At 63.4% G+C, this 23,599-nt stretch carries 17 protein-coding genes; 9 read left to right on the top strand and 8 right to left on the bottom strand.

The window, feature by feature from the left end:
- The first annotated feature begins 38 nt into the window (after positions 1–38).
- From C7435_RS12145 to C7435_RS12135, 3 genes are all read left to right on the top strand, one after another.
- Positions 39–1,496 carry an amidohydrolase family protein gene (locus C7435_RS12145; protein ID WP_158025654.1) on the top strand — a complete coding sequence of 486 codons (1,458 nt, stop codon included), beginning with the start codon at positions 39–41 and terminating at the stop codon, positions 1,494–1,496.
- Positions 1,497–1,693: 197 nt separating this feature from the next.
- A complete protein-coding gene (locus tag C7435_RS12140; RefSeq protein ID WP_075191541.1) occupies positions 1,694–2,728 on the top strand; it encodes a ribonucleotide-diphosphate reductase subunit beta in 1,035 nt (344 codons plus the stop codon).
- A 7-nt stretch (positions 2,729–2,735) separates the two neighbouring features.
- Entirely contained in the window at positions 2,736–3,308 is a 573-nt protein-coding gene (locus C7435_RS12135; protein ID WP_121211793.1) for a hypothetical protein, read from the top strand.
- A 342-nt stretch (positions 3,309–3,650) separates the two neighbouring features.
- Here the strand turns inward: C7435_RS12135 and cueR are convergent, their stop codons facing one another.
- Positions 3,651–4,040 (bottom strand): Cu(I)-responsive transcriptional regulator, encoded by a 390-nt coding sequence (cueR, locus tag C7435_RS12130; RefSeq protein WP_121211791.1) that lies wholly within the window; start codon positions 4,038–4,040, stop codon positions 3,651–3,653.
- A 71-nt stretch (positions 4,041–4,111) separates the two neighbouring features.
- On the opposite strand from cueR, the gene C7435_RS12125 reads away from it, so the two are divergent.
- Positions 4,112–4,564, top strand: a complete 453-nt coding sequence (locus tag C7435_RS12125) for a DUF4396 domain-containing protein (RefSeq protein ID WP_075191607.1) — start codon at positions 4,112–4,114, stop codon at positions 4,562–4,564.
- A 30-nt stretch (positions 4,565–4,594) separates the two neighbouring features.
- On the opposite strand, the gene C7435_RS12120 is transcribed toward C7435_RS12125, so the two are convergent.
- Complete coding sequence (locus C7435_RS12120) at positions 4,595–5,782, bottom strand: helix-turn-helix transcriptional regulator (RefSeq protein ID WP_170150459.1); 1,188 nt, start codon at positions 5,780–5,782, stop codon at positions 4,595–4,597.
- Between the two features lie 152 nt (positions 5,783–5,934).
- Between C7435_RS12120 and C7435_RS12115 the strand changes: the two genes are divergently transcribed.
- Both C7435_RS12115 and C7435_RS12110 read left to right on the top strand, forming a co-directional pair.
- Positions 5,935–6,624: a DUF2306 domain-containing protein gene (locus C7435_RS12115; protein ID WP_121211788.1), complete on the top strand. Its 690-nt coding sequence runs from the start codon at positions 5,935–5,937 to the stop codon at positions 6,622–6,624.
- Complete coding sequence (locus C7435_RS12110; protein WP_121211786.1) at positions 6,621–7,334, top strand: DUF2306 domain-containing protein; 714 nt, start codon at positions 6,621–6,623, stop codon at positions 7,332–7,334. Before C7435_RS12115 ends, C7435_RS12110 begins: the two co-directional genes overlap by 4 nt.
- On the opposite strand, the gene C7435_RS12105 is transcribed toward C7435_RS12110, so the two are convergent.
- Complete coding sequence (locus C7435_RS12105) at positions 7,331–9,904, bottom strand: bifunctional aspartate kinase/diaminopimelate decarboxylase (RefSeq protein ID WP_121211785.1); 2,574 nt, start codon at positions 9,902–9,904, stop codon at positions 7,331–7,333. The two genes, C7435_RS12110 and C7435_RS12105, sit on opposite strands and share 4 nt — an antisense overlap.
- 125 nt (positions 9,905–10,029) lie before the next feature.
- The gene (locus tag C7435_RS16980; RefSeq protein ID WP_170150458.1) at positions 10,030–10,677 is read right to left on the bottom strand and encodes a response regulator transcription factor; all 648 of its coding nucleotides are present in this window, start codon (positions 10,675–10,677) and stop codon (positions 10,030–10,032) included.
- A 57-nt stretch (positions 10,678–10,734) separates the two neighbouring features.
- On the opposite strand from C7435_RS16980, the gene C7435_RS12100 reads away from it, so the two are divergent.
- The 3 genes from C7435_RS12100 to C7435_RS12090 all read left to right on the top strand — a co-directional run bounded on the left by C7435_RS12100 (position 10,735) and on the right by C7435_RS12090 (position 17,952).
- Positions 10,735–12,099 carry an ATP-binding protein gene (locus C7435_RS12100; protein ID WP_158025655.1) on the top strand — a complete coding sequence of 455 codons (1,365 nt, stop codon included), beginning with the start codon at positions 10,735–10,737 and terminating at the stop codon, positions 12,097–12,099.
- A 314-nt stretch (positions 12,100–12,413) separates the two neighbouring features.
- Positions 12,414–16,313: an autotransporter domain-containing protein gene (locus tag C7435_RS12095; RefSeq protein ID WP_147422688.1), complete on the top strand. Its 3,900-nt coding sequence runs from the start codon at positions 12,414–12,416 to the stop codon at positions 16,311–16,313.
- 172 nt (positions 16,314–16,485) lie between these two features.
- Positions 16,486–17,952, top strand: coding sequence for an AMP nucleosidase (locus C7435_RS12090; RefSeq protein WP_233350766.1), 1,467 nt, complete (start codon positions 16,486–16,488; stop codon positions 17,950–17,952).
- Positions 17,953–18,172: 220 nt separating this feature from the next.
- On the opposite strand, the gene C7435_RS12085 is transcribed toward C7435_RS12090, so the two are convergent.
- The 4 genes from C7435_RS12085 to phnC form a co-directional block, all read right to left on the bottom strand.
- Entirely contained in the window at positions 18,173–19,228 is a 1,056-nt protein-coding gene (locus tag C7435_RS12085) for a substrate-binding domain-containing protein (RefSeq protein ID WP_075191608.1), read from the bottom strand.
- 57 nt (positions 19,229–19,285) lie between these two features.
- Positions 19,286–20,485, bottom strand: a complete 1,200-nt coding sequence (locus C7435_RS12080; protein ID WP_170150457.1) for an OprO/OprP family phosphate-selective porin — start codon at positions 20,483–20,485, stop codon at positions 19,286–19,288.
- Between the two features lie 240 nt (positions 20,486–20,725).
- The gene (phnE, locus tag C7435_RS12075) at positions 20,726–22,765 is read right to left on the bottom strand and encodes a phosphonate ABC transporter, permease protein PhnE (RefSeq protein WP_121211776.1); all 2,040 of its coding nucleotides are present in this window, start codon (positions 22,763–22,765) and stop codon (positions 20,726–20,728) included.
- Positions 22,765–23,559: a phosphonate ABC transporter ATP-binding protein gene (phnC, locus tag C7435_RS12070; protein ID WP_075191552.1), complete on the bottom strand. Its 795-nt coding sequence runs from the start codon at positions 23,557–23,559 to the stop codon at positions 22,765–22,767. Before phnC ends, phnE begins: the two co-directional genes overlap by 1 nt.
- Positions 23,560–23,599: the final 40 nt, after the last annotated feature.

Below are 23,599 nucleotides of genomic sequence, written 5' to 3'. Positions count from 1 at the left end.
TCTGAGTCTGGCAAATCTGCACCATGATCGGGGGCTTCATGACACGTATCCAGACACTGGCGGGCGCTTGCGTTTTTGCCCTCACGGGCGCCGCCTGCCAGGCACAGCCGTCCGGCGACGAGCCTGTATCCGCCATCATTGGAGCGACCCTGATTGACGGGACGGGCGCGGCGGCCATCGAAAATGGTGTGATCCTGGTCGAGGGCGACCGGATCGGCTGTATCGGGACAGCGCAGGACTGTCCGCTGCCTGCGGGCGCTGTGAGCATTGATCTGACCGGCCATTACATCACGCCCGGACTCGTCGATGCCCATGTCCATTTCGCCCAGACCGGATGGCTGGACGGCCGCCCGGATGCCTTCGAGGTGCGGGATGTCTATGCCTATTCCGACGTGGTCGCCGAGCTCCGGTCCAATCCGGACCGTTGGCACCGCGCCTGGCTGTGTTCGGGGATTACGGCTGTCTTCGACGTGGGCGGCGCTGACTGGACGGTGACCGGCGAGCAATCCGTCGACACGGCGCGTTCGGACCGCGCTCACGTCCGGGCGGCGGGTCCCCTGATCACCCATGCCGGGCGCAATCAGGCCTTCATGACCGGGGGTGCTGCCGACCAGCCGCTCTTCCTCGACATGCAGAGCATCGAGGATGTGGAGGCGGATGTCGCCCGCCTTGTTGAGATTGGCGCTGATGCGGTCAAGGTCTGGTATTTGGCGCCGCGCGAGCAAGATCGCGAGCGCCTCGACGCCGTCCTGATGGCGACCGGCGCGGCGGCGCGCGAGGCCGGACTGCCGATGATCGTGCACGCTACCTCGCTGCGCGAAGCCAAGATGGCGCTGCGGGCCGGTGCCTTCATGCTGGTCCACAGCGTGTCGGACCAGCCGGTCGATGCGGAATTCCTCGACCTTCTGACCGAGAGTGACGCGGTTTATGCGCCGACACTGGTTGTCGGCAATAACTGGACGCGAGCATTGGCCAGCGTGGTGTTCGAAGCGGCGGCACCAGTCGATGATCCCAATGGCTGTGTCGATGACGCCCTGCTCGATCGCATCAACCATCCCGAACGCATGACGCCGGGCCTGCCTGGCCGGCTCAATGCCAATTGGGCCTATCCGGCGCTGGAGCGGGGTGGTGCCGAGATGGTGATCATGCAGGACAATCTCATGGCCGTGCACGCCGCCGGCGGCCGGATCGCCACCGCCACCGATAGCGGAAATCCGCTGACCGTGCATGGCGCCTCCATCCTGTGGGAGATGGAAGCGATGCAGGCGGCCGGTCTCGATCCGGAAGCGATCATCACCCTGTCGACCCGAAACGGGGCGCAAGCGATGGACGGGGCCGATGAGTTCGGCACGCTGCAGGCCGGGCTGATGGCCGACCTGGTCGTCCTGGCCGAGGATCCGCGCGCGGATATCGCCCATTATCGCAGCCTGACCCATGTCATGCGGGCCGGAGTGCTGCACAGCCAGGCAGAGTTGCGGGTCCGACCGGCGGAATAAGTCTCACCGACAGAAATCGTGATGTGCCCAAGTCTGCCCCCCGCTTCAAGAATCGGGCAGTTTCCACAGTCGCGGTCAGCCAAGCCTGATCAAGCTGTAGACGTTTTGGAAACCAAGAACACAATATGTTGTGTTCATCGCATTGATTCGGGCGCGCGCCATCCAGGTCGCTGACGCCAAGCAGGAGAGCTGACATCATGACCACCGCCACCGAGAATTTGCCGGGCCTCCTGACCACCTCGCATTCCTACAAGCCGTTTCGCTATCCCTGGGCCTATGACTTCTGGAAGAAGCAGCAGCAGGTCCACTGGATGCCGGAAGAAGTGCCGCTGGGCGAGGACTGCAAGGATTGGGCGACCAAGCTCAATGATGGCGAGCGCAATCTGCTGACCCAGATCTTCCGCTTCTTCACCCAGTCCGATGTCGAGGTGAATGACAATTACATGGAGCGTTACAGCCGCGTCTTCCGCCCGACCGAGGTGAAGATGATGCTGGCCTCCTTCTCCAACATGGAGACGATCCACATCGCCGCCTACGCGCTCCTGCTGGAGACGATCGGCATGCCGGACAGTGAATTCTCGGCCTTCATGGAATACCAGGCCATGGCCGACAAGCATGATTACATGCAGCGTTTCGGGGTCGAGAACGAGGCCGACATCCTGCGCACCGTGGCCATGTTCGGCGCCTTCACCGAAGGCCTGCAACTGTTCGCCTCCTTCGCCATGCTGATGAATTTCCCGCGCTTCAACAAGATGAAGGGGATGGGCCAGATCGTGACCTGGTCGATCCGCGATGAGAGCCTGCACTGCGAAGGCATGATCAAGCTCTTCCACGCCTTCGCCGAGGAGACCGGCGCCCTGACCCAGGAGGTCAAGGACGACATCACCGAGTGCTGCCGCACCGTGGTCGGCCTGGAGGACAAATTCATCGATCTGGCCTTCGAGGCCGGCGAGGTCGAAGGCATGACGCCGGACGATATCAAGAACTATATCCGCTATATCGCCGACTGGCGCCTCGGCCAGCTCGGCCTGCCGAAGATCTACGGCGTCAAGGAACACCCGCTGCCCTGGCTGTCGGAAATCCTCAACGGCGTCGAGCACGCCAACTTCTTCGAAGCCAGAGCCACCGAATACTCCAAGGGCGCCACCAAGGGCGACTGGCACGGCGATGAAGGCGTGTGGGGCATGTTCGACAAGATGAAGGTGGAGAAGACGGAAGAGCCGGCGGAGTAGGGGCAGCGTGGGAGCAGGGGGCACCGAACTGGCGGCAGCCGTCGACAAGCAGGTGTTGCTGGCCGATGTGCGCGCTGATCTCGTCCGCGAAGAGTATCCGCCGGTCTTCATCGACCGCCTGATTGGATTGGTCGATGAGCACTTCACGCTCGAACAAATCGATGAGGCAAAGCTTCCTGAACATCACAGGCCCAGCATCTATCTGATGGCCGTCGGCCTTATGATTGCGGTGATGACGACAATTCTCAGGGCAGAACAGCCGACCCTTGTCGATATAGGCTTCGGCTGTCTCGTTACGTTGCCCTTTGTCCCCGCCACCTATTGGCTCGCCCGCTGGGAAATAAGGGACAAGACCTTTCGTGATGACGTTGCCGTTGTTTTTCTGCGGGCTGGCGCCGGCGGAATGATGGCAATGGGATTGCGTCGGTTCGTGCGCAGGCGCGGCGCACGCACAGATGATGAGGCTGATGCGTTGATTCGGCGCTGGGGGTGGGGACCTACCGCTAGTTTCCGGACACAGGCCGGGCTCTGGGGCCTGATGTATCTCGCATTTGGCGTGGCCATGTGGATCGGGCCATAGGGCGATGGGCGCCCCCGCGCACAACCCTCCATAAACCTCTTGTCAGCCAGCGGGCCGTATCCGGGTCTTCAGGTCAAGGGCGGCGCAGCCGCCGCTTCGCGGTTTCACCCTTGAGCTGAAGACCCGGATACGGCTGTCTCTCGGCAAGTGGTTTAGGGCGGGGAATGCGCCGCGCGCGCCTCTACCTCCACTCCCTCAACACGTCATCCCACGGGGACCGCGAAGCGGGCATCCGGGGGACCCCAGCTTGCTCGTTGACTGGGTGGGCGAGGTCCCCCGGATCGCGGCGATGCCGCGACCGTGGGATGACGGGGAGAGAGGCAAGCATGGTCTTGGGGGCCGCTATTCCGCCTCCAGCCGATCCAGGATCGGGCAATCGGGGCGGTCATTGCCTTGGCAGGCGTTCACCAGATGGGCGAGTTCGTCGCGCAGGGCAGCGAGCTGGCGTTGTTTTTCCTCGATCTCGGTCAGATGGGCGGCGGCCAGGGCGCGGACATCGGCGCTCGAGCGGTCGCGGTCTTCATAAAGCGCCAGCAGTTCGCGGCATTCCGGGATGGAGAAGCCGAAATCGCGGGCGCGGCGGACGAAGACCAGCTTGGCCAGCGCGGCGCTGTCATAGTCACGGTAATTGCTGTCGGTCCGCGCCGGTGGCCGGACCAGGCCGATATCGGCATAATAGCGGACGGTCTTGACCGGCAATCCGGCCCGCCGGGCGGCCTCGCTGATCTGCATCAACTCCTCCTTGACCTTCCAGTTACTGGAAGCATTAGCGTCCCGCACGGTTGCTGACAAAGGAGTATGACATGTCCGCCCCCGCATCTTCCCTGACGCGCCCCGCCTTCTGGTCCGACACCAGCCATTGGCGCACGGCGTCACAGAATACGGCCTGGTGTCTATTGGGCTGTTCGATCGGCGATTTCGGCACGATCGCCGTCTTTCAGGTCTTCGATTTCGGCTGGCCGATGCTGGCGGTCATGAGCCTGGCCATCGTCAACGGGCTTTTGACCTCGATCGCCCTGGAGACAATCATCCTGTCACGGCAGATGGCGCTGGCCACGGCCTTCAAGACGGCCATCGGCATGTCCTTCATCTCGATGATCGCCATGGAAGCGGTGATGAATGGCGTCGATGTCTGGCTGACCGGCGGCGCGATGCTCACCTGGTGGGTGATTCCGATCATGCTGCTGGCCGGTTTCCTTGCACCCTTGCCCTATAATTACTGGCGCCTCGCCGCCCTGAACAAGGCGTGCCATTGACGCGCTAAGCGCGCGACAGTCCGTGCCGCGCTATCCCGGCTCAGTGCTCTGGCTGGCCCGCCACTGGCTTGGGGTCTGGCCGGTGGCGGCCTTGAAAGCGGTATAGAAGGTCGAGCGGGCGTTGAAGCCGACATCCAGTGCGATGGTCAGGACGGTTGCATCGCCCGCGAGAACCCTTGGCAGCGACGCCGCGATCCGGCAGCGATTGACGTAGTCGAAGAAGGTGGTGTCGAGGTTCTGGTTGAGAACCTGGGAGACCAGATTGGCCGGTACGGCGATGGCCTTGGCCAGTTTCGGCAGCGACAGGTTGGGGTCGAGATAGAGCGCGTCATTGACCATGACGGCTTCGATGCGCGCGGCGATGCGCGCGGCGTGATCCGGTTCGAGGGCAGACTTGCGGTATTTGGGGCCTGTCTCGTCATCCGGCGCGGCGACATTCGTGCCCCCGTCGACCCGCTCGACCGTCGCCAGGCCCGGGAATTGTGACAGGCCACGCGCGGCCAGCATCACCGTCAGCAGTATGACCAGCAGGCTGCCAACAACGGGCGGAAGCGTCAGGCTGGCGACCAGATTGTCCCAGACAAGCACCGCCATGACCGCCAGCCAGACGCCGACGATCGCGACAATCATGACGCGAAGCCAGGCCAGTTCGCGGCGCTCGGTATTGGAGAAATGGTCGCGCAGGGCGCGTCTGTAGGCGTTCAGGCGCGACAGGATGCGGTGGACATAGACGCCCGACACCAGATTCCAGGCCAGCACCAGGACGAAGACGCACAGGACAGTTGCCGCAGCGTGGGTCCCGCCCGGCAGTTCGCCGGTCTCCAGGATGAACTCGACACTTTCTGCGGGCAGCGTCCAGACCAGCCCGGCACAGGCCAGGGCCAGTCCCGGCCCGACCCAATGCCAGAGCGAGAGCGCCGCAGGCGCGTCCGGGCCCAGCCGCGTCAGGGCCGTCACATAGCCCCAGAACAGCGGCGGCAGCGCGTAGAGTGCGACCAGCAGGAGCCCGGCCATCAGCGCTTGCCCACCGGGCAGGATCGCCGCCACGACCGGGCCGGAGGCGAGGATGGCAAGCAGGGTGAAAAGCCCGGCCAGCCAGTGTCGCGGCAGCGCTGCGGCCGGGCTGCTCAACACCACAAGAAGGCAGAGCAGGGCCTGTCCGCTTGCCGCCGAAGCCAGGGCAAATGGCAGCAGGTCGAGAGAGGCGGATGGGCTCATGGGGGCATTGCGCCTTGCTGAAATCTGCCTGTCCGGACCGGCTGGCCCGGACATGTCCGGTGTCCGCGCCTGCAGGGCGAGGCGCGGAAACATTCGCAAACCGACATGTTGCGAGCCTCGCTCTCTGACACAGGCCAAATCAGGAATCCAGCATGACGCCCGAATTGCTCACACTCTTTCATGTTCTCACCGGCACGCTCTGTGTCGCCGCTGGCGGGATGGCTTTCCTGGCCCCCAAGGGCAAGTCCATCCACCGGGCTGCCGGATCGCTCTTCCTGGTCTCGATGCTGGCGACGGCCCTGTCGGGCGCGGTGATTGGCCTTCTGGAACCCGACCGCCTGTTGATCACCGCCTTCGCCGGTCTGCTGGCCGCCTACCTGGTGCTGACCGGATGGCGCACGGCGCGTTGGCGGACCCACCGGCCTGGTGCTTTCGAGTGGACGGCCCTGGCCGCCATCCTCGTCGGACTGGCCGGATTGGCGACACTGGCTGTCATGGCCTTGCAGACAGAGACCGGCCGCCTGCTCGGTTTTGCCGCCGAGGATTATCTCTTGCTGGCCATGATGACGGCGATGGGCGCGGTCGCCGATTTGACCCTGCTGGTCCGCGGCACCGTCTCCCCGCGTCACCGCATCGCCCGCCATCTCTGGCGCATGGGTCTGGCCTATTTCATCGCCGTCGGATCCTTCTTCACCGGTCCGGGTGCCCGCATCTTCCCCGAGGCGTTGCGAGAGAGCGGATGGCTGTCCCTGCCCGAGGGGCTGACGGCCTTGCTGATCCTCGGCTTCCTCGCCCGCACGCTGTTCAAGCGGTCACGCCGTCATCCGGGAGCGGCGTCATGATCAGCACCATCAGCAGCCTGCCGCTTGTCGGACAGCTCCATTTCTTGGTCGGTGTGATCTGCCTTCTCGCCGGTGGCACGCCCTTTCTTGTCCGCAAGGGCGGTCTGACACATCGCTTGGCCGGGCGGGTATTTGTAGTCTCGATGCTGCTGCTCTGCGCCAGCGGCCTGTATATGAGCCTCGCCCGCTCAATCCTGTTCACGGCCTTCCTGGCCCTGCTGGCCGGGCATGCCGTGACGACCGGCTGGATGGCCGCCGCCCGAATCAGCGGGTGGGCCGAGCGTGTCGCCGCCGGCCTTATCTCCCTCGTCGCCATCGCGGCGGTCGGCTCTGGCCTGGTGGTCGCCAACCTGCCCTCGGGCACATTGAACGACTTGCCGCCCGTGGCCTTCTACAGCCTTGGCGGTGTGGCGTTCTGGATTGCCGGCATTGATGTCCTGGCCCTGCGGCGCGGACCTGCGAATGCCCGCCAACGCCTGACCCGGCATATCTGGCGCATGGGCTTTGCCCTCTTCATCGCCAGCTTCATCTTCTTTTTCGGCAATAATTCCGTACTGCCGCCCGTCCTGCGCACGCCGCTGGCATTGTCGGCTCCAGTGCTGACGGTTATCGGCCTGACACTGTTTGCGAGTTTGCGCATGCGCCTCGGCCGCCGCCCTGCGTTTCCATCCGGGATGAAAACGCAGGGTCGGGGTGAGGCGGGCGGCTAGATCACAGCCTCACCCGCCGGTTCGCGCATGTTGTAGCTCGACGCCATGACCCGCCCATAAGCCCCGCCATTGGCGATGAGGATGACATCGCCTTCCTGTGTCTCCGGCATCAGGCGCTGGGCGCCCAATCGGTCGGCGGTTTCGCAGATCGGGCCGACAATGTCGGCGACGTAAGCGGCCGCTTCGTCGAGGCGTGTGAGGTTCACGATCTCGTGGCGGGCACCGTAGAGGGCCGGGCGGATGAGGGAGTTCATGCCGGTATTGATGCCGACAAAGCGCGCATCCGGCGTCTGTTTGAGCTGGGTCACGCGGGCCAGCAGCACACCGGACTCGGCCGAGATATAGCGGCCCGGCTCGATCCAGAGCTGGTATTTCGGATGCGCGGTCTTGAGGTCGGAGAGGACCTGGTCCAGCGCCGCCATGTCGATGCGGCGCACGCCGGAGGCTTCATCGACCGAGAGACCGCCACCCAGGTCGAGGATTTCGACATCGGGCATGTCGCGGGCGGTCTCCACCAGGAAGAGGCCGACGCGGCGCCAGTGGTCGGGATCGGAAATGCCCGAACCGGAATGCACGTGCAGACCGTTGATGATAGCGCCGGCCTTGGAGGCCAGCGTCTTGGCCTCGGCCAACTCGTCGGCATGCAGGCCGAATTTGGCTTCCGGCCCGGCCGTGCGGACATGTTTGTGATGGCCTTCCGGGCGTTGCGGATTGATCCGCAGCGTGATCTTGCGGCCGTTGAAAATCTCCGGCCAGGCGCGCAGCGGGTGCAGTCCGTCAAGGGTGAGATGGATACCCATTTCCAACGCCTCGGCGTATTCCGCTTTCGGCGCGAAATTGGGCGTAAACAGAATGCGGTCGACGGGCAGGTCGGGCACCGCCTTGCGGGCGGCGTGGACTTCATTGATCGAGACGCATTCCACGCCCAGCCCGGCCGCAACCGCGGTCCGGATCATGTCGGGATGGCCATTGGCCTTCATCGCATACCAGCCGCGATCGAGGCCTTTCAGGCCGGCAACCGCCGAGGCGCGGGCCTTCACGGTCTCGAGGTCATAGACATAGAGCGCGCCATCGATCGGGCAGAGATCGAGCAGGGCCTGCCGCTTGGCCCGCCACCAGGTGCCGGTTCCGGCGGGAGCGGTGTCGGTCAGGTTCTCGCCGATCTCACGCCAGGACGGGCCGAAGGTCTTGTCCATCGGCTTGGGCTGGATCAGCTGGTCATGCAGGCGGCGACAGAGCGGCTTGCCCTGATCGCCATCGACGACAACGGTGAGGTTGAGATCGTTGGCCGCCTGCGAGACGAGGCGGACCGGATAATGGGCGAAGGCCTCCATGGCCGGGCCGAACTGGGCCAGCAGGGCGCGCACGCCGCGACCGACGAGGCTGACGGCGGCGCAATTCTCGATGATCTCGACGCGGGCGATTTCGGCCAGGTCGTCCTCCAGCGCGCCGAGCACATCCGGGGTCAGGCCCGGATCATCATCCAGCGAGACGGTGACGGAGGTTTCCGAGGTCGACACCAGGTCGATCGAGACGCCATGGCGGGCGAAGGGCTCGAAGGCGCGCGAGAGAAAGCCGGACGCGCGCCACATGCCGTCGGTTTCCAGCGTGATCAAGCGCACGCCCTGCTTGACCGATACCGCTTTCAGGCGCGGCGCATCCTCGGACGGATTGACCGAGATCGTGGTGCCGGACATGTCCGGGCGGTGGGTGCACAAGACCTGCATCTCGATCCCGGCCTTGCGGACCGGTGAGATGGCGCGCGGATGCAACACGCCGGCGCCCATCGAGGCCAGTTCCTGGGCTTCGGCATAAGCGAGGGAACGTATCTGGCGCGCGGCGCCGGTCAGGCGCGGATCGGCCGAGAAGAAGCCGGGCACATCAGTCCAGATCTCGATCCGCTCGGCGCCCAGCTTGGCCGCGAAATAACTGGCCGAGGTGTCCGACCCGCCGCGTCCCAAAAGCGCCGTGTCGCCATCTTCGCGCCGCGCGATGAAGCCTTGCGTGATGATCACCGGTGGCAGGTCGGCACACAGGCGTGACAGGGTTTCGTCCCGGTCATGCTGGCAGTCGACGGCGAGATAACCGCGCGCACCAGAGGCCGGCAGGGCAGCAAGATGGTCGCGGGCATCGAGCCAGATCGAGTCCGTGCCCTCCTTTGCCAGCCAGGCCTGGCCAAGCCGGGTCGCCATCAGCTCGCCCTGAGCCATGATGCGCGCCTTGAGGCGCGGTGAGGCGTCACCCGTCAGGGCGAGGCCGGCGCGCAGCCGGGTGAGCGCTTCGAAATGCTCTGCCAGCAGGGCCTCGCCATTGACGCCGAGTTCGGCGGCGAGCTCCAGGTGGCGCGCCTTGATCGCGGCCAGCTCGTCCTCGCCCTCACCGTCGACCGCCTTGGCGACCAGCGTGTCGAGCAGGTTGGAGATGGTGGCGATGGCGGAATGGACGACGAAGACGCGTTTGCCGTCCGCCCTCACCGCTTCGATCCGTTTGGAAATCACACGCCAATCGGCCAGCGATTTAACGCTGGTGCCGCCAAATTTCAGGACGACCCAATTTTGCGCATGTTCCATGTTGAACTCTCCGTATCGCGGCCCTTGCCGGGCAACCGGCGTGCATATCCGTTCAGGCGTCGATAGCCAACGTCTGAATGTGGCTGGATACGAGTTTTGACAGTCTGGGCGGCGGCGATGGCAGTTCAGTACTGGCCGATCTGCATCGCCGTGCGTACCAGCTGGGTCGAGGAGGTGACGCCGAGCTTGTACATGATGTTTTCGCGATGCTTGCGGACGGTCGCTGTGGTGATGCCCAGCCGTTCGCTGATGAGTTCGACGCTGCGTCCGCGAGCGATCTCCCGCACGACATCGCGTTCACGGTCCGTCAGCAGGCCGGCTTTGAGCAAGGCCTCATTTGCCTCATCCGTATTCGGGGGCTCCGGCGGACGCGGACTGGCCAAGGTCTGCTTGATGGCCGCAAGCAGGGCGGTGCGGCCGTTTTCCTTGTGATGAAAGCCATCCGCGATGCCGGCGAGCTGTCGCCGTTCGCGCGAATCGAGCGGCGACCCGGTCAGGATCAGGAAGCGTGTCCGGCTGTTCTTGGCCCGGGCCTGCGCAATCACATCGACCCCGGTCATGTCGGGCAGGGAGAAGTCGACCAGGGCTATATCAGGTTGGCGTTGCTCGATCAGATCAAGCCCGCTGCGGCCATCGGCTGCTTCACCATCGAGCGTCAAATGATCACTCATTTCGACCACGGTGGCGATCGCGTCGCGGACCAGGGCATGGTCGTCGATAACCACAAGGCTGATGGGCGACGTGTCGGCAATTGTCGATTGATCGCTTGGCATATGGTCGATTGGCTCTACTACTGGCGACTGTTTCGCGGCACCGGGAACAGGAAATTGATGAAGATCGACGACGACCTGAAGGGCCAGGATACGCTCAAAATCCGATGGCATGATGCCCGTTTTGACGATAGCGGCGTCGAGGCGGATTATCTAGTTTTTTCATGGCCGAATGAACGGTTCCAGAGCGGATTGACCCTGATCGGTTTCTCGATCGCCTGGCTGGCGGCAGGGACGATCGATCTGATGTATCTGACCGACACTTCCTACCTGTTGCCGGTTTTTGGTTCGCGGATCGCGACGGCGCTGTTCGGCTTTGCCATGGGGGGTTGGCTCCTGGTGGCGCGACCGCAAAATGGTGACCGCTGGCCGCGGCGCGTGGTCCTGATCTGGCTGATGATGTCCACGGCGACCGGCGTGACGGTGTCTTCGCTCTACCCCCATACGCTGGCGAACGCTTATGAGCTGGAGCAAATGCTGGTGTTCAACAGCTTTTGGATGTCGGTCCAGATGCTAGGCCTCGGCGTGGCTTTGTCATCCCAGCTCCGCGGCGTTGCGATCGCCTCGACAGCCTATGCGGGCAGTTATGTCGCCAATGTCATCTATTGGGCTGACGTGGTGCCCTATCCGGTCGTCGGGCCAACCATTGTGCTGCTTGCCGGTTGCGTGTTTGCCGTGGTGTTGAGCATCGCCTTTTCGATCAGTGCCCGCCGCCGCTATTACCTGACCTGGAAGTACAATGAGGCGCGCGCCGCGGCCGAGCGGGCGCTCGGCTTTTCCTCCTTTCTGCTGTCGGCCGCCGGGCATGACATCCGCCAGCCCATCTATGCGCTGGATCTGAATGCCTCGGCGATCGAGGAACTCGCGGCCGAGGGCAAGTGGGACCGGGTCATGACCATGATCGCCCGCCAGCGTTTCACCCTGCGGCATATCTCCGGCCTGATCGCCTCGATCCTGGAATTGTCACAACTGGACCTGCACGACCAGAAGGCCAGCCGGGACGAGATCGACGTCAACGCGCTCCTGACCGGTCTCGCCACGTCTTTCGCCAGCCTCGCCTCGCATCATGGCGTTTCGATCCGTGTTGTGCCGACCCGGCGCCATCTCATCGCCGACCGGGCGGTCCTGGAGCATGTGATGAACAATCTGGTCGCCAATGCCCTGACCCATTCCGGTGGCACGCGTGTCGTCCTCGGCGTGCGCCGTACGACGAACGGTTGGGCCTTGTGTGTCGCGGACGATGGCAGCGGGTTCCGGGTGGATGATCAAACGAGCGAGCCCGCGACGAGCGGTCGTGACATCACCCGCTCCGGCTTGGGAAGCACAATCATGTTCCGCTTGGCCGAACTGGGCGGTCTGGAACTCGATATCCGGTCGACAGCGGGGCATGGCGTCATGGCGCGCCTGGTTTGCCCGGACAATTAAACGACCAGCCTACGTTAATCACCGTATTCCCCGCCTGCGACGCGCATGCCAGCTTGTACGGGTGATCTGAGGGGCGGTTCGCGGGGGTCGCGGGCTGGCCGGTCATTCGATGCTTGATGCGACGACGTCGCGGCGAATGGCTGTGGAGGTGGAACCAAATGCTCGAACGCCTGACAGGCAGACGCTGACACATTCGAATTCCGGAATCTGATCGAGGTGATGATGCCTCACTGGAGCGGCCAGGTCATGTGACCTGTCCGAACGGTGACGCTCGCGCTGATCAGCCGGACAACGCCAATGAGGGATATCTGACCATGACATGTTTCCGTCGCCAATTTCTGGCCAGCACGGCTCTGATTGCCGCACTCGCCTGCCCGGCTTTTGCCCAGGACATTACCATCCAGGGCAGTGATTACGTCGGGACCGGAATAGCCGCGATCGACGCCAATACCGCCTCGGGCGATATCGTGATCGACGTCGATAGCGTGACCACGACCGGCGATGATGCCCCCGGGGTGGACGCACAAACCCCGGACGGCACGGTCGACATCGCCGTGTCGGGCGACGTGTCGACCGAGGGCGAGCGCTCGACCGGAATTTCAGTGCTCGGCTTCGGTGACGTCAATATCGCGGTTGGCGGCCTGGTCTCGACACAGGGCTACCAGGCATCGGGCGTGATCGCCACCTCGTGCGAAGGCGATATCTCCGCAGACCTTGCCGGTGGGGTGAGCACACTAGGTGTCGCCGCCGGCGCGATCGACCTTGTGGCCTGCAATGGCGATATCACGTTGGAGACCGGCGATGTTTCGACCACCGGCAACGGATCGGCCGCCATTGTCGCGGAGGCCGTCAGCGGTGATGCCGTCGTGATGGCAGACAATGTCAGCACGGAAGGGGACTTTGCCGGCGCCGTTTCGGTCGTGGGCGGGGGCGATGTCAGTGTCGGGCTGCAGGGACTGGTTTCGACAACCGGCCAGAATTCGACCGCCGTCAGCGTCTTCGGTGACACAGTCCGCCTCGGCTTCAGCGAAGTCACTGTCGAGGGCCTGTTCTCCTCCGGCGTGACGGCCGGCGGCCGGGTCGTCCTGATCGAAGGCGGGTCGATCATGGCCGCAGGCGAACATGTCGCCGGCCTCAATGTGGAAGCGATCGACGGCTATTCGGAAATGTTGGTGGAGCAGGTCGTCACCACGGGCTTCGACTCCGATGCAGTCCATCTGAACATGCAAAATTCGAATCTGTTTGCCGCTTTTGGCGCCGTTTCAACGGTCGGCGATTCGTCGACCGGCATCCTTGTTGAATCGGATGGCGGCAGGATTGGTCTGATTGCGCAGGGTGTGGAGACCCAGGGCTTCGGCTCGACCGGCATCGATCTCCAGATTGATGCGGCCGACATGCCGTCCGCTGAAGGCGCCGCCCGCCATGAGCAGATCGCCGTCGAGGCCGGTCTGATTTCAACGGCGGGCGACCAGGCCATCGGCATCAATCTTACCATTGATGAAGCCGCAGAGGGCGCGGAATTTGGCGCCAGCTCCATCGGCATCCAGGCTGACAGCATCTTGACGTCCGGCGATCAGGCGGCCGGCATTCGCGTGTTGGATCCTTCGGGTTCCGGCAGCTTGGAGATTTCGGTCGATACGATCGCAACTGAAGGGGATGAGTCTGATGGTATCCAGATGTTTGTCGGCGCGCGCGCTGTTGATCTGACATCGAGCGGGAGCATCGTGACGACCGGCGACGAAGCCAGCGGCATCAGTATCTTCAACGACGTCGACGTCAGTGTCACGGCCAATGAAATCACAACGATGGGGGCGGAATCGAGCGGCATCGAGATCCGCAACATATGGGAAGATCCGACCGGATTGGATGGGCGTTACATCAATGTTGATGTCGAGACCGCCAGTGTCGCCGGGCGCTATGCAGATGCAATCCTGGTGACCGCTGATGATGCGCATGTCAGCGTGCGGGCGGCCAATATTACCGCGCTTGGTGACTATGGCCGTGGTGTCGCTGCGCAAACCGGCAATGGCTCGGTCACGATCCGGGTCACGGAAACGGTGACAACCCGCGGCAATTGGAGCACTGGTATCCTTGGTACCAGCCACACCGGTCGGGTCGATATCCTGGCCAACGATGTCACCGTTGAAGGTGACTATTCCTTCGGCATTGTCGGTGCGGGCAGTTCAGGAGCCGAGGTCGATATCACAACGCTCGGCGATGTGACCGTGACCGGCACCAATGCGACCGCCATCGGGGGCATTTCCCGGTCCAACCCGACGAATCCGGATGGCGGCGGGGCAGGCCATGTCGAGATCAATGTGTTCGGCAATGTTCGCGCATCGGGCGCGATCGACCACAGCCTGCCCGGCATGGAGCAGTTCGGTCATGGCATCTACGTCGATGCCGGGTCCTCCGACGTCTCGATCGGCGCGGACGGTCACCTTGAATCGACCAATGGCTATGCCTTCTACTCGGCGGACCAGCTGGTGTCGGGTCCCGATGGCGACCTCTATAATCCGGGCGACGACCGCCTCAGCATTTCCGGTTCGATTGCCGGCGATGTGTGGTTCGGACGTGGTGACGATGAGTTTCTGATCTTTGCCGGCGCCGATATTTCCGGCCTTGGCACCACATTGGGCGGCGACGGCCACGACATGGTGCAATTCAGTGGCTGGGAAGGGGTGATCGACCCAAGCCAGTTCAATTCGTTTGAAGAGTTGAATGTTGCGGAGAATGCCGACCTGGTGATTGCCTCCGAAACACCGGTCGAATGGTCGCTTGCGACAATCAGTCTGAGCGATGCGAGCTTGCGTCTCGGCAATGGCATCACCCTGCGCGGTGATCTGGAAGTCTTTGACTTCGACCGTCGCTCCGGCCTCCTCTTCTTTGATGATGGTGCCAGCACCGGGCAGCTCATCGGCGACATCTTCGCGCCGGATGGCCTGACCATCTCACTGCTCGACCAAGGCGGCGATGATGTTGCCATCCTGACCGGCGATGTCGACGGCGACCTCGATATCGGCATTGATCTGGGCATCGGCAATGGCAGCCTGCTGGCGGCGGACCAGGTCCGCATCGACGGCATGATGACCGGCGATATCGTGCTTTACCTGTCGCCCTATGCCGCCAGCGGCGGCAGTTTCGAGGGAGCCCTGGTCGAAGTGACTGGCGCCCATGGCGACATCACGCTGGCCGATGGCGCCTTCGCCTGGGGCGGGGAAGTGTTCGATATCGATATCTCGGGTGCCAGCGCCAGCCAGGACAAATCCCATGCCGCAGCGGCAGGCGGGACCACCTCGGTCAGCCTGGTTTCACTGGGCTACACGCCGGATGCGGCGGGCGCGATTGCGCTTCCCGCCGTCATCGACGCGCTCGACTCCAGCCTGCTGCAGGGCCGCGCCGCGCGCCGTGGCAGCTCGCGGATGGCCGGTGATGCCGCACTGTGGGGCGAGGTTCGCTTCGATGCCTTTGAGGGCGATGCGCGTGGGGTCGTCTATGACACCGAACAGACCGCCATCCTGCTGGGTGCCGATCTGGTGAACACCACGCTCGAGAACGGCCAGCTGACCGGCACGCTGATGTTCCACACGGCACAAAGCAGCACCGATCTGGTCCAATCCGGCTTGGCACCGGAACAGCTCGATGTTGATACCAACGCGCTCGGCTTTGCGCTGGGCTGGACGTCGAATTCGAGCGGCCGGTATCTGGACCTGGTTGCCTGGGGGACCGACAGAAGCCTCGAACTCGACAGTGTGAAGCTCGACAGCCAGGGACTCGGCGCGAGTGTCGAGGTCGGCACACGGTTCGACATTTCCGGCACTGCAAGCCTGCAACCCTTGATGCAGGTGGTGTGGACCGATGCCCAGATCGACAGCTTCACCGACGCGTCGTCGGGTGGAGAGATCACGCCGGGCGCCGTGAACAGCCTGCATGTCCGGGCCGGCGCGGTTCTCAGCCAATCCCTGTCCGAGAACTGGCAGTTGGAAGCGACGGCCATCGCCGACCTTAACCGCCGTGACTCAGGCGCCACGACGCTGGCCACCGGCTATAGCGACCGCACACGGCTCGCCGGCATGGGGGCAGAGGCCGGGTTGCGACTGACCGGAGCGGTCGGCAATTGGCAGGTGTTCGGGGATGTAACCGGGCGCTGGGCCACCGGGGTCGATGGCGCCGATGGGGTCGGCGGCCGGGTCGGCGTGTCCCGGCGGTTCTAAGGGGGGAGCTGCGGACCCGGGCGCGCTTTCGCGGTGCGACCGGGTCCGCGGTTCAACTGCTCCGGACGCGGAGGGAATATATCGAGCGCTGCCGGCCCGGCGCACACATCGTGACGCGTGCATAGCTGGTTTGCCCTTTATCCGGACGGAAAAATCGGGCATGAGAGCGGCGATGAAAAAAGACTATAAGGTCGCAAAGACACCCGCTGAAGCGGTAGAGCAGCTCGAAGCGCTCTACCAAATGTCCGTTGAACGCCTCCAGACCGCGTTGAAGAGCTTCCTTGATGGCGGACCGCCGCCATCTCCCGAAGAACGCCGGTCGGGGGCCTTTGTTTATCCCGAACTGCGCGTGACCTATGAGCCGGACGGCCCGCCGCCGCCGATCAGCCGCGCTTTCGGCAAATTCACCGATACCGGGCTTTACGCCTCCACGATCACCCACCCGACCCTGTTCGCCGATTACCTGATCGAACAGCTCACCCTGCTGGCCGACCAGTATGAGATCACCATCGAGACCGGGCCGTCGGCGACTGAAATTCCCTTCTCCTACGTGCTCGACGGCGCCGAAGACCTCGACATGAACGCGGCGACGCCGGCCGAGCTGGTGCGTCATTTCCCCTATGCCGACCTGTCGAAGGTCAATGATGATCTGCCCAACGGGCTGAAGGTGATGCAACAGGAGGCGGTGAAACCGCTCTCCCTGTTCGAGGCGCCGCGGGTCGATTATTCGCTGCAGCGGCTGCGCCACTACACCGGCACGCCCTATGAGGACACGCAGCAATTCATCCTCTTCACCAACTATCATCGCTATGTCGACGCCTTCACGGCCTGGGCGATCCGCCAGCTGAAGGAAGACAATCACTACGAGGCCTTTTCGGCAGCGGGCAATGTGCGCGTCGATGCCTCGACGCCGAACGCCCATGCCGTGGTCGAGGGCGCACCCTGGCGCCGCTTCCAGATGCCGGCCTACCACCTGATCGCTCCGGGCGGTCGCGGCATCACCCTGGTCAATATCGGGGTCGGCCCGTCAAACGCGAAGACGATCACCGACCATCTCGCCGTGCTGCGTCCGCAATGCTGGCTGATGATCGGCCATTGCGGCGGACTGCGCCACTCGCAGCGGCTCGGCGACTATGTGCTGGCCCACGCCTATCTGCGCTATGATGCGGTGCTGGACGAGGACCTGCCGCTGGAAGTCCCGATCCCGCCGATCGCGGAAATCCAGATCGCGCTGGAACAGGGCGTTGCCTCGGTCTCCGGCGATAGCGGCGAAACCCTGAAATCACGTCTGCGCACCGGCACGGTCGCCACCTATGCCGACCGCAATTGGGAGCTGCGCTATGCCGCCCAGGCCCGGCGTATCAACCAGTCCCGCGCCATCGCCGTCGACATGGAATCCGCTACCATCGCCGCCAATGGCCTGCGCTTGCGGGTGCCCTATGGCACCCTGCTCTGCGTCTCGGACAAACCGCTGCACGGCGAACTGAAACTGCCCGGCGCGGCCAATCTCTTCTACCAGCGCTCGGTGTCCGAACACCTGGCCGCCGGGATCGAGACGGTGGAAATCCTGAAACGCGATGAGGGCGCCGCCCTGCACTCGCGCAAGCTGAGAAGCTTCGACGAGCCACCATTCAGGTGAGTCCGGCCTGACCCGTAGGGGCGACACCGGATTTGTATGGCAGCGGCTTTGACGCGGGTGGGACAATTGTCGGCGCCTCGTTGGAAGTGCGGGCTCAGGCGATCCGGACTTTGGCCAACAAACCGAACCCACATCTTCCAATAATCGCGCCGCCCCACCGCATACAAAACGGGGGCGCCCGACCGGCCGCCCCCGCTTCCTTGTGCCGAAGGGTAAAACCCTATTCCGGCGATTGCGTCATCGCGCTCAGGTTGACGGCGGCCTCACGGGTCGCATCGCGCTCCGCATCGGGGAGCGGAATCAGACCGCGGTCGGTGAGATATCCGAACTCGCCCCAGGCATCTTCGGAGGTGAATTCGTCGATATACTGGGCCAGTCCGGGAATGATCGCCGCGTGCTGGTTCTTTACGTAGAAAAAGAGCGAGCGCGAAACCGGATAACTACCGTCGGCGATCGCCTCAAACTCCGGTGCGACTCCATCGATCGAAACAGCCGATATGCGATCGGAATTCTGATCGAGGAAGGAATAACCGAAGACACCGAAGGCGGTCGGCGTGTTGACCAGGGTCTGGACAATGGCGTTGTCATTCTCACCGGCATCAATCCAGCGGCCATCCTCACGAATGCGGCTGGCGATCTGCTCAAAACGGTTGCGGTCATTGTCGCGCAGCGTGTCCATGCACGCGATTTCCCGGGCACCATCCTGCATGGCCAGCTCGACAAAGGCGTCGCGCGTGCCCGAGGTCGGCGGCGGGCCGAACACTTCGATCCGCTGGCGCGGCAGCGACGGATCAATGTCAGACCAGCGCTCATTCGGGTTGGCGATGAAGCTGGAACAGCTGTCGTCCGCCGGGACCTCGGCGGCCAGCGCCAGCCAGACCTGCTCCAGCGAAATGTCGACGTCGGCGGCAGCGCGGTCAGCCGCGCCGATCACAATGCCGTCGAAGCCGATCCGCACTTCGGTGATCTCGCGCACGCCATTGTCCTGGCAGCGCTCATATTCCGAGCCGTGCATGCGACGCGAGGAATTGACGATATCGGGATGCTCCGTACCGACACCGGCACAAAACAGGCGAAGGCCGCCGCCCGAACCGGTTGATTCCACAACCGGGGTCGAAAGACCGGTCTTGGCTCCGAAACTCTCGGCCACGGCGGTCGAGAAGGGAAAGACGGTGGACGAGCCGACAATGCGGATTTGCTCGCGTTGCTGCGCCTCGGCACCACCGGCGATCGCGAGGACCGCGGCCAGGGCGGCGAATTGGGCCTGAAGTTTCATGTCATTCATTCCTTGCCACTAAGCGATGCGGGACAGCCCTCACCATCCCGCTCTGTTTCAAAAATCCCATTGCAGTCGAAGCTGTGCACCCGACACGTCGGTGTTTGCGGCCCCGGGAACGGACAGCCTACCATCGACAAGATTGGCCATCACGCGAACATGGTCTTCCAGATACCAGTTCAAACCGGCGGTGATGGTGTTGAGTTCGCCGGCGGCGACGGAGTCCAGGTCGGCCCGGTCAAAGCGAACCGCGATTTCCCACGCGCCGGGACCGCCATTCGAGATGGCCGTCGTCGGGCGGGTCCGGCCGAACTTGCCGGATCTGGCTGAATAACTGCGTGTCTCGCCGGTCAGGAACCAGCCGAAACTGACGAACCGGGTGTCGAAATCCGGGTCGCTGGCCGGCCCGTCCATCGACTGGACCATCCATTCTGCAGTGACGTGGAAGGGCCCGTTCACAGCCGCGAACTCCAGGCCCCGGAGAAACGCGCTGTCGGCCTCGCCGAGCGCGCGGCCGGGCCGGAAGTCGGCGGTGACGATCCGGTCGGTGATATGGGTTTGCGGACGGACCCGGATACGGGTGCCAGCGTCGCCATAGTCGAGATGGCGGACCGAGGCGCCGAGATGGACGGTCGCGTCATTGACCGTGAAAGCCCGGCTCGCTCGGGCCGAGACGGCCCAGCTGTCATCCAGCGCGACCGATTGGGTCAAGTCACCCGGGCGTCCGCCATAGGCGCCGACGCTGAGCGAATAGCCATCACCGGCGTGTAGCATGGCGACGCCGATCCGGCGATCAAGGCCGAACAAGTCCGTGCCCAGGCCGCGCTCCATGAAGGTGATATAGCGTGAGGACGTCAGCTCCTCGATCGAGTTGGTGGTCTTCATGTGACCGATCTTGATGCCGACCGGGCCGGCATCGAAGGCCAGATAGACATCATTGGCGGCGACCGCGTCGTTGATCAGGTCAAATTCAGCGACATAACCGACACCGCTTACCGTGCCGGTCACGCCGAGGCGGGCCGTGCGGATCTCACTGTCGGCATAACCGGTCCGGACACCGCCGGTGGTGAAATCGATATCGCCATAGTCGAGATAAACGCGGCCGCGGAAAGTGAAACTGTCGCCGCTCGCAACATCGTTCCACGACGGCACGCCGTCGAATTCCCAACCATCCGCCTCTTGGGCGGTTGCGGTCGTCGCAAGGGCAAGGGCAGTGCTGGCAGCCAAGAAGGTGCTCGCAAAAAAATGTCCGGTCACGATGGCAGTCCCGAGATCATCAGGACGCCGCTCTGATCCGCTGCGCTATAGGCACAATGTGTCAAAGGGGCGTCGATTAAGTGAAGCTTTTGCTACAAATTCGATATTTCGCAAAAACTCGTACTCGGACTCGATGACACTTTTGCAACGCTCTCGTGACAGGTTTGTTGCATTCTCCTGCGGCCAAAAAAAAACCCGGAGCACCAACGCTCCGGGCTTTTTTCGATTATCCCCGTAAAATCAGGTCAGTCGCTTGCGCAGCAATTGCGACATGACGTCGATCGCGCTCACCGCCACGACGATCACGATCACGATCGCGGCCGTGCGCTGATAGTCAAAGGCCCGGACGGCTTCGAACAGGATCTGGCCAATACCGCCGGCACCAATGAGTCCGAGCACAGTCGCCGAGCGTGCATTTGACTCGAAACGATAAAGACCGAAGGAGGTCCAGAGCGGTGCGACCTGGGGAATCACGGCCCAGATCACCTCGTGGATCGGCCGCGCACCGGTTGCCCGGACACCCTCGACCGGCCCGTGATCGATCGACTCGACGGCCTCCGAGAACAATTTGGCCAACACGCCGGTCGTATGGACCGCCAGCGCCATCACACCGGCCAATGGCCCCAATCCGACCGCGGCGATGAAGACCAGGGCGATGATCAGCTCATTGATCGAGCGGAAGACATCCATCAATCGCCGCACCGGTTGCACCACCCAGCCCGGCGCCACATTGCGAGCGCTCAAGAGGCCGAAGGGAATGGCCGAGACAATGGCGATGAAAGTACCCCAGATGGCGATCTGCACCGTCACCACCATTTGCGGAAAGGCTTCCTCGAACCCGTTCGACAAGGCTTCCCAATAGGTCGCGCGCGAGCCGGCATCAGCGATGTCATCCGGCAGAAAACCGGAAATGAACTCGCCCATATCGTCGGCATTTTCGACCAGGAGATAGGCGCGATCCATGTCGGCCGAGTTGAAACTCCAGACCAGGACGACGACAACGCCGGCGGCGATCACCGCATTGGCAATGCGCTCCATCAGCGGCACTTTCGGACCCGGCCCGCGTGGCGAAGAAGCCCACAGCAAAAGCACCAGCCCGCCAACCGCGATGACCAGCAGCAAACCGCCCATCATCCAGTCCGGTCCCGACTCGGCGGTGCGGGTCTGACCGTCGGCCTCATTGGTGATCTGTTCGAAGGAATTGCCCTGGCTGGTCAGCCCGGTATTGCCGGCTTCAACTTCTGCCAACCGGGCTTCCAGCTCGGCGATACGGCTGGCCCGTTCCTCGTCGGTCAGATCAGTATCGTGACGCACATTCGTCAGGTCGCGCACGATTTCCAGCTGCACGATCGGATCGAGGTGGGCATTCGACGCCGGCAGGAAGGTCCCGAAATAAAGCGGTTCGAGAACGGCCCGCGCCTCGGCGATTTCTTCCGGCGTACCCATGCGGCCGTAATTCATGAAGAAGTATTGCAGGCGCTGCTTCGCCTCGACGTCGAGATCGGCGCGCCAGATGATCGGGTCGGTGCCGATCATCGGCGAACGCCAGATTTCACGCAGCCGGTTATACATGTCCGGGCGCGACCGCTCGAGCAGGATCATGTTGGTGGTGTTGTTGGTGCCGACATCGATCAGGCCATTGGCGACCGCCACCGCATTCGCCTCGTGATTGGCGTTGCGGACCGAGTTGTAGCACTCGTTCGGATCAATGCCGCGCGGCGCGAAAATGAAGGCCGATGGCACGAGATAGCCGGAGGTCGAGTTGGGATCACCCATGCCGAAATCGAGGGAGCCGTCACAGGCGAGAATGTCGTCGAGGTTCTGGATCGGGCTTTCATTGGGAACCAGAAGGACCGAATGATAGCCTTGTGACCCATCCGGATAGGTCGCCTTGGCAAAAACCTCGCCGCCGGCCCGGCGCACCGCCTGCAGGCCTGAGAAATTGGAAAACCAGGCAAATTGCACGCTGTCATAGCGCATGGCCTGGATCACGCCGGCATAGTCCGAGGCGTAATAGGGTTCGATATCATAGCCGGTCCAGTCCGACATCGCCTCTATGAAGGGACGCCAATTGGTCTCCTGGTTGGAGGAAGACTCGGTCGCGATGATTCCGAAATTGAGGACACGGCGAGGACCGTCGGCCGTGTCGGCAGCACTGGCGCCACCGGCGGCCGAGCGCGGCTGGTCGGCGGACCCGGAACAAGCGGCCAGGGTCAGGGCGGCGAGAAGGAGGCAGGCCTTGGCGAGGCCGCGGAAAGACTGGGTCAGAACGGTTGTCATCACGCCTCTCCCCCTTCGAGAGCGGTTTCGAATTCGGGGCCGTAGATTTCGATCAACTTGTCACGCGACAGGCCATCGGCCGGACCGTCATAGACGATGCGGCCCTTGTTCAGGGCGACGATGCGGTCACAGAAGCGCTGGGCGTAGTCGACCTGGTGCAGGGTCACGACGATGGTCAGCTTGTCGTCCAGATTGAGCGCGCGCAGCGTCTCCATCACCTTGCGGGCCGAGACCGGGTCTAGCGAGGCAATCGGTTCATCGGCCAACAGGACTTCCGCGCCCTGGACCAGCGCCCGGGCAATGGCACCGCGCTGCTGTTGGCCGCCGGACAGGTTGGAGGCCCGGCGCGCGGCGAAGCCTTCAACACCGACCCGGGTTAGCGCATCCATCGCCGCCTGCTTGACGTCGTTGGGGAAGATCCCGAACACGCCACGCCAGGTCGGCAGACGACCAAGCGCACCGACCAGCACATTCTGGAACAGGGACAGGCGACCGACCAGGTTGAACTGCTGGAAGATGAAGCCGAGCTTGATCCGATTGCGCTGCACACCGCCGGACAGCTTGCCACGCTGCTGCATGGTGCGACCAAGCACGGCAACCGGGCCACTGTCGGCATCGGCAACCTGCAGCGCTGCAGCGACGCGCAGAAGGGTCGACTTGCCCGAACCGGACGGGCCAATAAGCGCAACCATCTCGCCAGGCTTCACAGCCAGGCTGACATCGTCGAGCGCTTTTGTTTCGCCGAATGTCATGCGCAGATTTTCGGCTTGGAGCGCCAGCGCGGCGTCTGTCATTGTATCTGTCCCCGATTAAGTCCCGACCTTGTGGCCCACG

The organism is Maricaulis maris (genome assembly GCF_003634045.1).
GTDB classification, from domain to species: domain Bacteria; phylum Pseudomonadota; class Alphaproteobacteria; order Caulobacterales; family Maricaulaceae; genus Maricaulis; species Maricaulis maris.
This window is presented reverse-complemented; position numbering and strand designations above follow the sequence as displayed.